Source organism: Actinopolymorpha sp. NPDC004070 (assembly GCF_040610475.1).
Taxonomy (GTDB): domain Bacteria; phylum Actinomycetota; class Actinomycetes; order Propionibacteriales; family Actinopolymorphaceae; genus Actinopolymorpha.
On record NZ_JBEXMJ010000006.1, the window covers coordinates 151,254 to 165,191 of the forward strand.

Genomic DNA, 13,938 nt, shown 5'->3' on the forward strand with positions numbered 1-13,938 from the left:
CCGCTCTCAGCTACCGGGACAAATGTAGGAACCATGAACGAGACGACACCCACGTCGGGTCAGCCGGACCGCACCGACGGGACGGCTCCCGCCTCCTCCGCGCAAGAGCCGGCTGCCGCCCGCCCGGACGGCCGGCCGGTCTCGTCCACGGGCGGGCGTGAGGACACCGCTCCGCTGCCCTCGCCGTACGCCTCTCAGACCCAGGGCCAGAGCCCGCAGGCCGAGGACGCCGCCCGGACCCAGACCCAGGGCAGCCAGACCCAGGGCGGCTCATCGTACGGACAGTCGTTCGCCGGCCACACGGCGTACGGCCCGAACCCCTACGGCCAGGGGTACAGCCCCTCCCCCCAACCGGGGTCCTACGCCGGCTCGTACTCCGGCGGGTTCGGCGAGCCGCCCACCGACCAGGGCCGGGCGACCGGAACCGGCTCGGGCCGTCCGAGGCGGCGCTCCGCCGCCGGTGTGGCCGCCCTCGCCCTGGTCGCCGGACTGCTCGGCGGCGGCGTCGGTGCGGCGGCGACCGACTACTTCGGCCACGACCAGGGCAGCAGTTCCTCGACCGCGCTGGACGAGCAGGCCCCGCGTTCGCAGAACGCCGCCTCGGCCCCTGTGGGCAGCGTGCAGCAGGTGGCCAACAAGGTGCTGCCGAGTGTGGTGTCGATCACCATCTCGACGTCACAGGGCACCGGCAACGGCAGCGGGATCGTCCTCAGCGACGACGGGCTGATCCTCACCAACAACCACGTCGCCGCGGCGGGCCGCCAGGGCGGCCAGCTCAGCGTGACGTTCAACGACGGCAAGACCGTGAAGGCGTCCGTCGTCGGCACCGACCCGACCACCGATCTCGCCGTGATCAGGGCCGACCGCAAGTCCGGTCTGCATCCCGCCCAGCTCGGCCGGTCCTCCGACCTGAGCGTGGGGCAGAACGTCGTGGCGATCGGCTCGCCCCTCGGCCTGTCGGGCACCGTGACCTCCGGCATCGTGAGCGCGCTGAACCGCCCGGTGCGCAGCAGCGAGTCCGGCAGCGACCAGTCCAGTTCCAACACCGTGATCGACGCCATCCAGACCGACGCGGCGATCAACCCCGGCAACTCCGGCGGCGCACTGGTCAACATGGCCGGCCAGGTGGTCGGTATCAACAGCGCGATCGCCACGCTCGGCAGCTCGATGGGCGGGCAGAGCGGCAACATCGGCGTGGGCTTCGCCATCCCGATCGACGAGGCCAGGCCGATCGCGAAGGAGCTCATCGCCAAGGGCCGCGCCGACCACGCCCAGCTCGGCGTGTCGGTCACCGCGGCCGCCGGGAGCACCGGTGTCAGCAGCGGCGCCTCCCTGCAGGCGGTGAACGCCGGCGGCGCGGCCAGCACCGCGGGCCTGCGCAAGGGCGACGTCATCACCAAGGTGGACCAGCGCCAGATCAGCGACCCCGACAGCCTGATCGCCGCGGTTCGTTCCTACCGGCCCGGCGACAAGGTCACGGTGACCTACGTCCGGGGCGGCAAGGCGCACACCGCCGAGGTGACGCTGGGGACCGACGGCGGCAAGACCCAGCAGCCGCAGCAGAACCAGCAGCAGGACCAGAACGGCCCGAACCAGAACCCGAACGACCAGAACAACGGTCAGGGCAACGAACTGCCCTTCCCCTGGTCCCGCTGAGCGCCCGGGGCCGCAGCCTCCAACCCCCGGCGGCGGCCCCGGTCACTCCCTTCCGGAGCGACTCAGCGGTGTGCCCCCGGGCTCGGACGGCCGGACGTGCCTACGGCTTCGGCGACGGAGCTGTAGCCGGCCGCCCGGGCTCGCCGGGCTATTCCCCGGTGGACCTTCCGCGGCCAGGCCGGCCCGCCGTAGATGAATCCGGTGTACGCCTGTACCAGCGTCGCGCCCGCACGGATGCGTTCCCACGCGTCGTCCGCGTTCTCGATGCCACCCACCGCCACCAGGACCAGCCGGTCGCCCACCCGGGCGTGCAGCCGGCGGATCACCTCCAGGGCGCGCTCCTTGAGTGGGGCGCCCGACAGCCCGCCCGCGCCGAGCTCGGCGACCTCGCCCGCGTCGGTGCGCAGGCCTTCGCGGCCGATGGTGGTGTTGGTGGCGATGATGCCGTCCAGTCCGAGCTCGAGGGCCAGGTCGGCCACGGCGTCGACGTCGGCGTCGCTCAGGTCGGGCGCGATCTTCACCAGCAGCGGCACCCGTCTCGTTGTCGGCGCGCCCGCGCCGCCTTCCCGAGGAGCGGCGAGCTCGTCCAGCGTCTGCCGTACGGCGGCCAGCAGGGGGCGCAGCCGCTCCACCGCCTGGAGATCACGCAGACCGGGGGTGTTGGGCGAGCTGACGTTGACCACGAGGTAGTCGGCGTACGGCGCCAGCTGCCGGGCGCTGGCTACATAGTCGCCGACCGCGTCGGCCTCGGGGACGGCCTTGGTCTTGCCGATGTTGACGCCGACGTACGCCGGCCGGATGCCGGCTCGGCCGCTCTCCGACCGTCGGCGCAGGCGGGCAGCCGCGGCCGCCGCCCCGTGGTTGTTGAACCCCATCCGGTTGACCAGGGCCCGGTCGGCGGGCAGCCGGAACATCCGCGGCCGTGGGTTGCCCGGCTGGGCCTGGGCGGTGACCGTACCGATCTCGACGTACGCGAACCCCAGCGCGGTGAGCCCGTCCACGCCCTCCGCGTCCTTGTCGAAACCCGCCGCGAGGCCCACCGGCCCCGGCAGGTCCATCCCGAGCGCCCGCACCCGCAGCACCGGGTCGGCCGGGCCGAGAACGCGGCGCATGCCCCCACCCATTCCGGGCACGGCGCCGGCGAACCGGATGGCCGCGAACGCCAACCGGTGGGCGGTCTCGGCCGGGATGTGCTGGAGCACCCTTCGGTACAGCAGTTCGTACATGTCCGTCCCGGCGTCATGTCCGGACTTCGAGCCCGGACGTGCGAAAGGTGTTCGGTGGCGTGCGGTCGTGCGGCCTGTCGGTGGTCGCCGCCAGAATGCTTTCATGCTCCTCGACGACCTCGCGCAGGCCTCCGCGGCGGTCTCCGGCACGTCCTCGCGGCTGGAGAAGGTCCGCCGGATCGCGGACTGCCTGCGGGCAGCCGACCCCGACGAGGTTCCGTTGGTGGTGTCCTACCTCGCCGGTGAGCTCCGCCAGCGCCGCACCGGCGTGGGTTACGCCGCTCTGCGCGACCTGCCCCCGCCCGCCGACCGGCCGACGCTCGGCGTCAGCGAGGTCGATGCCGCGTTCGCCGAGATCGCCGAGGTGGCGGGCAGCGGCTCGCAACAGCGCCGCCGCGACCTGCTCACCGCCCTGTGGTCGCGGGCGACCGGCGCCGAGCAGCGCCTGCTGGCCGGCCTGGTGACCGGCGAGCTTCGGCAGGGCGCGCTGGACGGTGTGATGGTCGACGCGGTGATCCGGGCCAGCGAGCTGCCGGCCGCGCAGGTGCGCCGGGCGATCATGGTCGCCGGCGCGATCGCCCCCGTGGCCCGGGCGGCCGTCGCCGGCGACGGCGACGTCGCCGTGCTCGACGCGTTCCGGCTGGAGGTGGGACGGCCGCTGCGCCCGATGCTCGCCTCCCCCGCTCCCGGCGTGCCCGAGGCACTCGACAAGCTGGCCGGGCCGGCGGCGCTGGAGTGGAAGCTCGACGGGATCCGCGTCCAGGTGCACCGCGCCGGAGACGTCGTACGCATCTTCACCCGCACCCTGGACGACGTGACCGACCGGCTGCCCGAGGTCGTCGCCACGGTCCGTGCCCTGCCGGCCGGGTCGCTCGTCCTCGACGGCGAGGTGCTGGCCCTGGACGAGGCCGGCCGGCCCCGGCCGTTCCAGGTCACCGCCGGCCGGGTCGGTTCACGCACCGGCACGAAGCGGTCGCAGGCCAAGGTGCCGCTCAGCGCGTTCTTCTTCGACGTTCTCCACCACGACGGCACCGACCTGCTCACCGCGCCCGGTGCGGAGCGGTGGTCGGTGCTGGAGAGTGTCCTTCCGGACGAATTGGTCGTGCCGCGCCTGGTCACCGCCGATCCGGACGAGGCGGGTGAGTTCTTCGCCGATGCCGTACGCCGCGGTCACGAGGGCGTCGTGGTCAAGTCGCTGAGCGCGCCCTACGACGCCGGCCGCCGGGGATCGGCCTGGATCAAGGTCAAGCCGAGGCACACCCTCGACCTGGTGGTGCTGGCCGTCGAATGGGGGCACGGGCGGCGCACCGGCCTCCTGTCCAACCTCCATCTCGGTGCCCGGGATCCGGAGACCGGCGGGTTCGTGATGCTGGGCAAGACGTTCAAGGGCCTCACCGACGAGCTGTTGCGGTGGCAGACCGAGCGGCTGCTGGAGCTGGAGACGCACCGTGACCGCTGGACGGTCCACGTGCGGCCGGAGCTGGTGGTCGAGATCGCCTTCGACGGCATCCAAACCTCGTCCCGCTATCCGGGAGGGATGGCGTTGCGGTTCGCCCGGGTGCTGCGCTACCGCGAGGACAAGACCGCCGCGGAGGCCGACACCGTGCAGACCGTACGCGACATCCACACCGGATCCCCCGCAAGCGGCGCCAAACCATCCTGACCGGGACGAAGCTGGCGACTTCCTCGCGACGAACACTCCCCGTGTCGGGAATTCGTCCGACCGTCCGGGACGTTTACCTGGGTGAGCGAGATCTCGGGCGTCTCACGGGCCTGCCACCGGGTCCGCGTCCCGAGCCGGGAGGGAAGTCATCTTGCCAGTGCGCCGCCGCCACGCCGAAGACCTCGTCGAAGACCGCGACCTCGTAGGCCGCTACCTCGACGAGATCTCGCGAACGCCGCTGCTCGACGCGGCGCAGGAAGTCGAGCTCGCGAAGGCCATCGAGGCCGGTCAGCTTGCCGAGCAACTCCTCGACGGAGGCCGCACGGGAATTCCGGCGCAGAGGTCGGCCGGTGCGACCCTGGACGAGCTGACCTGGATCAGCGACGAGGGCCGCAGGGCCAAGCGTCACTTCCTCGAGGCGAACCTTCGACTTGTCGTTTCCATCGCGCGCCGTTACGGACGATCCGGCCTGCCGTTGCTCGACCTGGTGCAGGAGGGCAACACCGGCCTGATCCGCGCGATCGAGAAGTTCGACTACACCAAGGGTTACAAGTTTTCCACGTACGCCACGTGGTGGATCCGCCAGGCCATCACGCGCGGAATCGCCCAGCAGGCGCGGGTCGTCCGGCTTCCGGTGCATGTGGTCGAGGACCTGAACGCCCTGGGCGCCGCCCGTCGCGCGCTGGAGCGCGAGCTTGGGCGCGACCCGGAGACGGCCGAGCTGGCCGCCCAGCTCGGTGTCGGCGAACACCGGGTGGAGGAGCTCGTGAGCTGGGGCCGCGACCACGTGTCCCTGGACGTCACCGTCGACGACGACGGCGAGACCTCTCTCGGCGACCTGGTCGCCCGTGACGTCATGCCGGGCCCGGACGAGACGGTCGTCGCCGCCGAGTCCAGCTCGCGGCTCGCCGCGCTGATCGAGACCCTCGACGACCGGTCCGCGGAGATCGTCCGGCTGCGGTACGGCCTCGACGACGGCCGCCCGTGGAAGCTCGCCGAGATCGCCGACCGGTTCGGGCTCTCCCGCGAGCGGGTTCGCCAGCTCGAGCGCGACGCCCTGCACCGGCTCCGCAAGATCGCCGAGCCCGACCTGGTCGGGCCCAACGCGGCCTGACCCTCCGTAGCCGGCCGCCGGCTCGACCCCGAGCGGCCGGCTCGAAGCACTTCCGGCCCCCGTGCCCCGGACGCCCCGGTCGTCTGGGGCACGACCATGTCCAGCCTCGACCTGTCCCGCCCAGTCCCCGACCTGTCCCGCCGCCCAGTCCCCCGATCATCAGCGGCCGGCGCGCCGCCCTGGGCCCCGCCGTCGGCCGCGGCACGGGCGCAACACCCTCTCCCCGGAACATTGTCCTGACATCCGTACGACTGACCGGACCCGGACAGCCAGCGCCGTCCGTTCGCGCGCTACGGTAAGTCCCCACATCGGTTGCCCGGAGAACGCGCAGAGAAGTACGCCCGGAAGAGCGAGGGAGAATCCCATGGACACGGCGGAAGGCAGGCCGGGTCCGGACGCGGCCACCCAGCCCACTGGTTCCAACGCCGGCCCCAACGACCCCACCACCCCGTGGGAGCTGGGCCGGGTCGTCGGCCGAGGGCCCGCCCACGACCCGATGGCCGCGCTGCGCCGTCCCGACGACCCGCCGTTCGACGTCTTCCTGTCCGGCACGGTCTTCCTGGACATCATCTTCACCGGCCTGGCCGGCCCGCCCACCAGCGGAACCGAGATATACACCGACGGCATGGGCTGCTCCCCCGGTGGCGTCGCCAACCTCGCGATCGCCCTGTCCCGGCTCGGGCTGCGCACCTCTCTCGCCGCGGCGTTCGGACACGACGTGTACGGCGCGTTCTGCCGGCGCACCCTCGAGCAGCAGGAGGACGTCGACCTGACGGCCTCGCGGGAGTTCCCCCACTGGCACTCGCCGGTCACGGTGTCGCTGGCCTACCAGGCCGACCGCAGTCTGATCACCCACGCGCACGAGCCGCCGCTGTCCGCCGACGAGATGATCGCCACCAGCGGGCCGCCGCGCAGCCGGGCCTGCTTCGTCGATCTCGCCCCGGAGATGGAGGACTGGGCCCGCAAGGCGGCCGCCGAGGGCACCCGGGTGTTCGCCGACACCGGCTGGGACCCGACCGAGCGGTGGTCGCAGGAACTGCTGGAACGACTCCGCTCCTGCTACGCGTTCATGCCCAACACGCCGGAGGCGATGGCGTACACCCGCACCGACACCCCCGAGGCGGCCCTCTCCAAGCTCGGCGACCTGGTGCCGGTGGCGGTGGTCACCCGCGGCAGCAAGGGTGCGCTGGCCGTCGACAACGAGACCGGGGAGCACGCCGACGTGCCCGCGCTTCCGGTGGAGGCACTGGACGCGACCGGCGCCGGCGACGTCTTCGCCGCCGGGTTCGTCACCTCGACGCTGTCCGGGTGGCCGTTGCTGCACCGGCTCCGGTTCGCCAACCTGTGCGCCGCACTGTCCGTACAGCACTTCGGCGGCTCGCTGTCGGCGCCGGGCTGGGCCGACATCGCCGGCTGGTGGCAGGTCGCCAAGCGGGTTCCGGGCCTCGGTGACGTCGCCAAGGACTACGCGTTCCTCGACGAGGTGGTGCCGCACGACCCGGTCGGCGCGGTGCGCCGGGCCAGTGCGACCATCGGCTTCCAGACCGACGGCGTGGAGCCGTAGGCCGAGCTTCAGGCTCAGCCCGCGAGGTCCGGCAACAGCTCCGGCGGCCGCGGGCCGTCCCGGAAAAAACGAGTCTGCCCGCCGGGCGGTGGACCGGCGGGCAGACGTTTCGTGACGGGCGTCAGCAGTTGATCGCGCCGCTTCCGGCCTTGGTCCACCGGCAGGTGTCCTGGGTCGCGGCCGAACCCGATCGCAACGTGGCCGTGTCGCCGGTGTTGTTCCAGATGTAGGCACCTCGCTTCAGCGTGAAGCTGCCGAAGGTGTACACGTGGCGCTGCGCGTCCCGCACCGTCCACCCGCGCAGGTTTACCGAGGTCGTACCGATGTTGCGGACCACGACGTACTCCGCGTTCAGGCTCTTGTTGCTGCGGTTGTCACTGCCGGGCGAGTCGTACTGGATCTTCCCGAACCGGATCACGGTGGCCGCGTCCGCGCTGCCCACGAACGGCCCTGGCGCGCTGAGCACCGCCACGCCCGTCATCGCCACACTCAGCGCCGCCACGAAGGCGGACACGGTCGACCGAATGTCCCCCCACTGGACCTGCCGCCGCCGCGCGCCGGCGAGAAGAAGCCCACGGAGTCCGTACGGACGAATCCCCGTGGGAAGAACGCCATCGAGCCGGACCGATGGCGGCAAGGCAGACGCTACGGCGAGGGCGACGAAGGAACGTCAACTCCGTCTTGCGTACCGGTTGGCCCGGCAGCGACACGTGGAGGACGGTGAACGCGAGGACGCGGTGGCGACGACCAGATGTCGTCACCACCGCGTCCGCGTGCCTTCCGGGTGCTGCCTCGAGGAGCCGGAACCGCCTACCTGCGCGGCCGGGTCCTCAGCCGGCGGAGTTGCGCTTGACCCACCCCCACGCGGCCGTCGCGAGGAACAGCACAAGTGCGACGAAGCCCAACCACAGCAGGCCCTTGACCAAGAAGCCGAGGATGCTGAGTACCAGCCAGACGATCGCGATGATCAGCAGGATCCGAAGCATGGTTAACCTCCTGCGCACACCCTACGCCCGGTGATCGGCCCGGGCGCTTGGGCGACATCCCCGAGCCGACCCCGAGATCTCCCTGAGAAGACCGACCGGTCAGGCGGTCTCGATCCGGCTGGACCTCGCCCACAGGTTGATCCCGGCCTCCACCGCGTGCTGGTCGATCTCGTCCAGCTCGGCTTCGGTGAAGTCGAGCCGGTTCAGCGCGGCCACGTTGTCCTCGAGCTGCCCGATGCTGCTCGCACCGACGAGGACCGACGTCATCCTCGGGTCGCGCAGCGCCCACGCCAGCGCCATCTGTGCCAGCGACTGCCCCCTGCGCTGGGCAATCGCGTTCAGGGAACGGATGTGGCCGAGGTTCTTCTCCGACAGCTGGTCCGGGGACAGCGACTTGCCCTGCGAGGCCCGCGAGCCCTCCGGAATGCCGTTGAGGTACTTGTCGGTGAGCATCCCCTGCGCCAGCGGGGAGAAGGCGATGCAGCCGGCCCCGGCGTCCTCCAGCGCGTCCAGCAGCGCCTCCTCGATCCAGCGGTTGAGCATGCTGTACGACGGCTGGTGGATGAGCAGCGGCGTGCCCAGGTCCGCAAGGATGGCCGCGGCCTTGCGGGTGTCCTCCGGGGAGTACGACGAGATCCCGGCGTACAACGCCTTGCCCTGGCGCACCGCGGTGTCCAGCGCGCCCATCGTCTCCTCCAGCGGAGTGTCCGGGTCGAACCGGTGGGAGTAGAAGATGTCGACGTAGTCCAGCCCCATGCGCGAGAGGCTCTGGTCGAGGCTGGCGAGGAGGTACTTGCGCGAACCCCACTCGCCGTACGGGCCCGGCCACATCAGGTAACCCGCCTTGGTGGAGATGACGAGTTCGTCGCGATAGGGCGTGAAGTCCTGCCTGAACAGCTTTCCGAAGTTGAGCTCGGCCGACCCCGCCGGCGGGCCGTAGTTGTTGGCGAGGTCGAAGTGGTTGATGCCGAGGTCGAAGGCCCGCCTGAGGATGCCCCGCTGCCGTTCCAGCGGCACGTCATCACCGAAGTTGTGCCACAGGCCCAGTGAGACGGCGGGCAGGTGCAGGCCGCTGGCACCGGAGCGGCGGTACTGCATCGTGTCGTAACGGTCGTCGGCAGCGTTGTATCCCATGTCTGCGGAGTCTTCCACGACCGTCTGACGGACCGACGGCGAGCTACCGGTGGTGGTCACCGCACCTCCTATGCTGGGGGCGGCCCTGGCGCACGTGTCACGGCCGATCACGCGCCGGAACGACCCATCGGCGGCCGATCGCGACCCACCACGACCGCACACGACCCGGACGGGGACCGGACCATGCTCCTGGCGGAGGATCTGCTGCTGTTGCTCCTCGACGACAGCACCGGCCGGCCGGTGACCGACGGCACCAAGCTCGACCACGCCCTCGCCGGTGCGGTCCTGCTCGAACTGACCCTGCGCGGGAAGGTCGACGTCGCGGGTCCGGGCGAGGACGTGCGCAAGGGACGCCTGGTCGTACGCGAGGAGACCCCGACGGGCGAGCCGATCCTCGACCAGGGCCTGGCGATCCTGGACGCCCGGGAGGGCAGCAAGCCCGCGAACGTCCTCGGCAAGCTCGCGAGGGGGCTGCGGGAGCGACTGCTCGCCGGCCTCGCCGACCGCGGGGTACTCCGGCAGGAGAAGGGCCGCGTTCTCGGCATCTTCCCCACCACGCGGTGGCCGGCCGAGGACTCCTCGCACGAGAACTCCCTGCGCGCCACGTTGTCGGGTGTGCTGGTCCAGGGCCTCACCCCGGACGCCCGGATCGGCGCACTGGTGTCGCTGCTGGCCGCGATCGACGTCGTGCCGAAGGTCGTCGACGCCCCCGACCGTCGGTCGGTCCGGCGGCGGGCCAAGGAGATCTCCGAGGGTGCCTGGGCCGCGGACGCGGTGAAGATGGCGGTCGCCGCGGTGAACGCCGCGACGATGGCCGCGGTCACCGCCGCCACCGCCTCCACGACCGCGACGAACTGAAGGGACCGCTGATGGCGCCGGGCTCCCTGCGGGTGGGGCCGCTCGACCTCGACCCGGGCGAGCTGACCTGGCGATTCTCCCGGGCCAGTGGACCCGGCGGGCAGGGCGTCAACACCACCGACTCCCGGGCCAGCGTGTCGTTCGACATGGCGCACTCACCCGCGCTGAGCGAGGCGGCACGGACTCGGGCCACCGCCCGGCTCGGTGACCGGCTGGTGGACGGCGTACTCACCGTCACAGCGTCCGAGCACCGGTCCCAGCTGGCCAACCGGCGCGCGGCGCTGGCCCGGCTCGGGATGGTGCTCGAGCAGGCGCTCGCGCCCCCGCCGAAGGCGCGCCGGCGTACCCGCCCGTCCCGCGGTTCGGTGGAACGCCGGCTGTCGTCAAAGAAGCGGCAGAGCGACGTCAAGCGGATGCGCCGCCGGCCCGACTACTGACGGGTGGCCGGTCGGTCGGGCCGCCCGTACGCGCCCCGGCGCTCGAGCGAGCGGGCTCAGTCGCGCCGGCGAGGAAGCAGTTTGCGTACGGCGTCCGGCACCCGTACGGGCAGACCTGCCGGCAGTCGGGAGGTCGACTCCTCACCCGGCCGGACGCGTCGGTTCAGGTCGGCGTGTTCGAGGAGCTCGGCCAGCGGCCGGTCGACGTCGGGGTAGGACGCGATCGGCGACTCCCCCGCGAACACCACCCACACCTGCTCACCCCGATGAAAAACCCGCAGCACCGAGCCGTCGACTACGGTCCCGGCGTGCTTCAGCGCCTGCCGGCGGTTGCCCTGGCGGGCGAGCGCGTTGGTGACGGCGCGCTGGGCCGGCTCGCGTCCGTGCTTGACCGCCTCGTAGGCCAGCGGGCCGTACTTCACGGCGTAGTTGATCACGCTCCTGGTGAACTTTCCCTTGCCGGCCACGTGGCCCACCTCCGCTGATCGGCTACCGGCAGTGTCCCACGGCCGGCGGCCTCAGTCCTGTGCCTGTGCCCGGCCGGCGAGCGCCTCCACCATCGTCTCGGTGAACCTTTCGGCGAGGGTGCCGCCGGGGTCGAGGTCGGGGTCGAAGACCGTGACGTCCAGTCCGCGGCAGCGCGGGTCGGCCAGCATGGGGCCGAGCAGCGCGGCGAGCTCGGAGTGTTCCAGCCCGCCGGGGCAGGGCGAGTCGACGGCCGGCATCACCAGGGGGTCGAGGACGTCGGCGTCCACGTGCACCCAGAACCCGTCCAGTTCGCGCAGGTACCGCACCGTCTGGCTGGCGATCCGCCGGGCGCCCTCGGCCCGGATGGCGAGGGCGGTCCGGACCGGTATGCCGAGGTCGGCGAGCTCGGTGAGGTGGACGTCGTTGTCCCGGATGCCGAGCACCACGGCGTCCCGGTCGCGGACGTACGGCGCCAGGCCGTCGATGTCGGCGAGGTCGTCCTGCCCCCGGCCCGTCACCAGCGCGAGGTCCTCCCCCGCGGCGGCACCCACGTAGTCCGCGCCGTCGCCCAGGTGGCGGAAGTCGGAGTGGCCGTCGACGAACACCAGGCCGTGCCGGCCGTGCCGGCGCAGGGCGAGTGCCGGGCCGAGCAGGATGCTGCAGTCACCGCCGAGCACGACGAGGAAGTCGCCGTCGGCCAGTCGTACGCTCAGCCTGTCGGCCAGGCGGCGGGTGAAGTCGGCGATCGCAGCGGCGTTGATCACCCCGTCGCCGGGCTTCCAGCCGGTGACGTCGTAGCGCGGCGGCACGACGCAGCCGGCGTCGGTGGCGCGGCTGCGGGCCACCAGGCCGTTGTCGCGCAGGGCACCGGCCAGCTTGTAGCAGCCGGGCACGACACCGGGCGAGGGCATCGCCAGACCGAGGTTGGACGGCGCGTCCAGGACGCAGATCCTGCCCATGGCGCGATCGTAACCGTCCGGAACCGCTGTCAACGTCGGCTTGCGTTCGAACGCCGGCGCCTGTCGCGGCCCCCTCCGGCGGGCCGCCGGGCGGCGTGCGAGGCTGAGGTGTGCCCGACCGCCGACCACCCGCCCGGACCCGGCGTGCCACCAACCGCGACCAGGTTGGTTCCGCACAGTCCGCCAGATCAGCCAGGTCCGCCGTTCCCGCCGGGACCCACCCGATCGACACCGGCGAGGTCACCCTCACCGCCGACCCGGGGGACCCGGGCGGGTGGTTCGTGATCGTCAACGGCGTCCCGAGCTCCTACGTCCACCTGGGCGATCCGACCCGGCTGGACTTCGAGTACGTCCGCTGGACCGGCGACATCCTGGACCACCTGCCGTCCGGCCCGCTGCGGGTCACCCACCTCGGCGGCGCCGGCTGCACCCTCGCCCGCTATGTCACCGCCACCAGGCCGGGCTCGCGGCAAGTGGTGTTCGAGATCGACGGCGCTCTGGTCGACCTGGTGCGGGAAGGCTTCGGGCTCGTACGCGACCGCGGTATCCGGGTGCGTACCGGTGACGCCCGCGCCGGCCTGGCGTCGCTGCGGGACGGCTCCCAGGACGTGGTGATCCGGGACGCGTTCACCGGCAACCGGGTGCCCGGGCATCTGACCACGCTGGAGTTCGCGCACGAGCTGGTGCGGGTGCTGGACGCGTCGGGCGTCTACGTCGCCAACGTCGCCGACCGTACGGAGCAACGCCACGCCCGCGCGGAGGCGGCCACCCTGCGGGAGGTGTTCGCCCACGTGGCGCTCATCGCCGAGCCGTCACAGCTGCGCGGCCGCAGGTACGGCAACGTGCTCCTGCTGGCCTCCAACGCCGAGTTGCCGCTGGACGGGCTCACCCGCCGGCTGGCCTCGGGTGCGGTCCGGGCCCGGCTGGTGCTGCCGGACCGGGTGGCCGAACTCGTCGCCGGTCTGCGGCCGCTGCGCGACCCGGCCGAGCCTGACAAGATCGTCGAGGACGACCTCACCGAGGGCGAGCCACCGCGAGAGCGTACGGAGGACACGTGGGCATGACGGCACCGGACGTTCGGCTGCGTACGGTCGAGGATGCCGACCTTGCGTACTTCTTCGTCCACATGCAGGACCCGGAGGCGATCCGGATGGCGGCGTTCACCCCGGCCGATCCCAGCGACCGCGACGCGTTCGAGACCCGCTGGCAGCGCATCCGGACCAACCCGACCGGCACCGTGCGGACGATCCTCGCCGACGGGCAGGTCGCGGGGCACGTGGCGAGCTTCGAGTACGCCGGCAGCACCGAGGTCACGTACTGGCTCGGCCGCGAACACTGGGGTCGCGGCATCGCGACCCGGGCGCTGCGGGAGTTGCTGACCGAGGTGACGGTCCGCCCGCTGCACGCCCGCACGGTGCAGGACAACGCCGCCTCACTGCGGGTGCTGGAGCGGTGCGGGTTCCGAAGGTGCGGAGAGGCCCGCGGCTTCGCCAACGGCCGCGGCGCGGAGGTGCCGGAGTTCGTCCTGGTGCTCGACGAGTAGGTCGCTCGTCGAGCCAGGGTCGGCCTCAGTCGGAAAGCAGCCGCTCGACGCGTTCGACCTTGCCGGTGAGCTCGCCGGTGTGGCCGGGACGGATGTCGGCCTTGAGGACCAGGCCGACCCGGGGCGAGGTCGCGGCCACGACGTCGACAGCGCGCTTGACCACCGCCATCACCTCGTCCCACTCCCCCTCGATGTTGGTGAACATCGCGTTGGTCTCGTTCGGCAGCCCGGACTCGCGGACGACCCGGACCGCCTCGGCGACCGCCTCGCTCACGCTGCCGTCGTCTGCTCCGCTGGCGGGACTGATGCTGAAGGCCACAATCATGGGTC

Annotated in this window: 15 protein-coding genes; 8 read left to right on the forward strand and 7 right to left on the reverse strand. The window is 72.1% G+C overall.

What is annotated here, in order from left to right:
• The first annotated feature begins 33 nt into the window (after window positions 1-33).
• Window positions 34-1,656, forward strand: coding sequence for a trypsin-like peptidase domain-containing protein (locus tag ABZV93_RS13215; RefSeq protein ID WP_354934346.1), 1,623 nt, complete (start codon window positions 34-36; stop codon window positions 1,654-1,656).
• Window positions 1,657-1,718: 62 nt separating this feature from the next.
• On the opposite strand, the gene ABZV93_RS13220 is transcribed toward ABZV93_RS13215, so the two are convergent.
• Entirely contained in the window at window positions 1,719-2,882 is a 1,164-nt protein-coding gene (locus tag ABZV93_RS13220; RefSeq protein WP_354934349.1) for a quinone-dependent dihydroorotate dehydrogenase, read from the reverse strand.
• 103 nt (window positions 2,883-2,985) lie between these two features.
• Between ABZV93_RS13220 and ABZV93_RS13225 the strand changes: the two genes are divergently transcribed.
• From ABZV93_RS13225 to ABZV93_RS13235, 3 genes are all read left to right on the forward strand, one after another.
• Window positions 2,986-4,545 carry an ATP-dependent DNA ligase gene (locus tag ABZV93_RS13225; protein WP_354934352.1) on the forward strand — a complete coding sequence of 520 codons (1,560 nt, stop codon included), beginning with the start codon at window positions 2,986-2,988 and terminating at the stop codon, window positions 4,543-4,545.
• Between the two features lie 157 nt (window positions 4,546-4,702).
• A complete protein-coding gene (locus ABZV93_RS13230) occupies window positions 4,703-5,659 on the forward strand; it encodes a sigma-70 family RNA polymerase sigma factor (protein WP_354934836.1) in 957 nt (318 codons plus the stop codon).
• Window positions 5,660-6,023: 364 nt separating this feature from the next.
• On the forward strand, window positions 6,024-7,223 hold the full coding sequence (locus ABZV93_RS13235) for a carbohydrate kinase family protein (RefSeq protein ID WP_354934355.1): 1,200 nt from the start codon (window positions 6,024-6,026) through the stop codon (window positions 7,221-7,223).
• 121 nt (window positions 7,224-7,344) lie between these two features.
• On the opposite strand, the gene ABZV93_RS13240 is transcribed toward ABZV93_RS13235, so the two are convergent.
• The 3 genes from ABZV93_RS13240 to mgrA form a co-directional block, all read right to left on the reverse strand.
• Window positions 7,345-7,737, reverse strand: a complete 393-nt coding sequence (locus ABZV93_RS13240; protein ID WP_354934358.1) for a lamin tail domain-containing protein — start codon at window positions 7,735-7,737, stop codon at window positions 7,345-7,347.
• 316 nt (window positions 7,738-8,053) lie between these two features.
• Window positions 8,054-8,209 carry a hypothetical protein gene (locus ABZV93_RS13245; RefSeq protein WP_172805009.1) on the reverse strand — a complete coding sequence of 52 codons (156 nt, stop codon included), beginning with the start codon at window positions 8,207-8,209 and terminating at the stop codon, window positions 8,054-8,056.
• Window positions 8,210-8,308: 99 nt separating this feature from the next.
• On the reverse strand, window positions 8,309-9,343 hold the full coding sequence (gene mgrA, locus ABZV93_RS13250; protein WP_354934361.1) for an L-glyceraldehyde 3-phosphate reductase: 1,035 nt from the start codon (window positions 9,341-9,343) through the stop codon (window positions 8,309-8,311).
• A 183-nt stretch (window positions 9,344-9,526) separates the two neighbouring features.
• On the opposite strand from mgrA, the gene ABZV93_RS13255 reads away from it, so the two are divergent.
• Both ABZV93_RS13255 and arfB read left to right on the forward strand, forming a co-directional pair.
• On the forward strand, window positions 9,527-10,201 hold the full coding sequence (locus ABZV93_RS13255) for a GPP34 family phosphoprotein (RefSeq protein WP_354934364.1): 675 nt from the start codon (window positions 9,527-9,529) through the stop codon (window positions 10,199-10,201).
• Window positions 10,202-10,227: 26 nt separating this feature from the next.
• Entirely contained in the window at window positions 10,228-10,638 is a 411-nt protein-coding gene (gene arfB / locus ABZV93_RS13260) for an alternative ribosome rescue aminoacyl-tRNA hydrolase ArfB (protein ID WP_354934839.1), read from the forward strand.
• A 56-nt stretch (window positions 10,639-10,694) separates the two neighbouring features.
• Here the strand turns inward: arfB and ABZV93_RS13265 are convergent, their stop codons facing one another.
• Together ABZV93_RS13265 and ABZV93_RS13270 are read right to left on the reverse strand one after the other, a co-directional pair.
• Window positions 10,695-11,105 (reverse strand): hypothetical protein, encoded by a 411-nt coding sequence (locus ABZV93_RS13265; RefSeq protein WP_354934367.1) that lies wholly within the window; start codon window positions 11,103-11,105, stop codon window positions 10,695-10,697.
• 51 nt (window positions 11,106-11,156) lie between these two features.
• Complete coding sequence (locus tag ABZV93_RS13270) at window positions 11,157-12,065, reverse strand: arginase family protein (RefSeq protein ID WP_354934370.1); 909 nt, start codon at window positions 12,063-12,065, stop codon at window positions 11,157-11,159.
• A gap of 110 nt (window positions 12,066-12,175) precedes the next feature.
• On the opposite strand from ABZV93_RS13270, the gene ABZV93_RS13275 reads away from it, so the two are divergent.
• A complete protein-coding gene (locus ABZV93_RS13275; RefSeq protein WP_354934373.1) occupies window positions 12,176-13,129 on the forward strand; it encodes a fused MFS/spermidine synthase in 954 nt (317 codons plus the stop codon).
• On the forward strand, window positions 13,126-13,608 hold the full coding sequence (locus ABZV93_RS13280) for a GNAT family N-acetyltransferase (RefSeq protein WP_354934376.1): 483 nt from the start codon (window positions 13,126-13,128) through the stop codon (window positions 13,606-13,608). The genes ABZV93_RS13275 and ABZV93_RS13280 overlap by 4 nt, the downstream gene beginning before the upstream one ends.
• 25 nt (window positions 13,609-13,633) lie before the next feature.
• Here ABZV93_RS13280 and ABZV93_RS13285 read toward each other — a convergent pair whose 3' ends face one another.
• The gene (locus tag ABZV93_RS13285) at window positions 13,634-13,933 is read right to left on the reverse strand and encodes a thiamine-binding protein (RefSeq protein ID WP_354934378.1); all 300 of its coding nucleotides are present in this window, start codon (window positions 13,931-13,933) and stop codon (window positions 13,634-13,636) included.
• Window positions 13,934-13,938 lie beyond the last annotated feature (5 nt).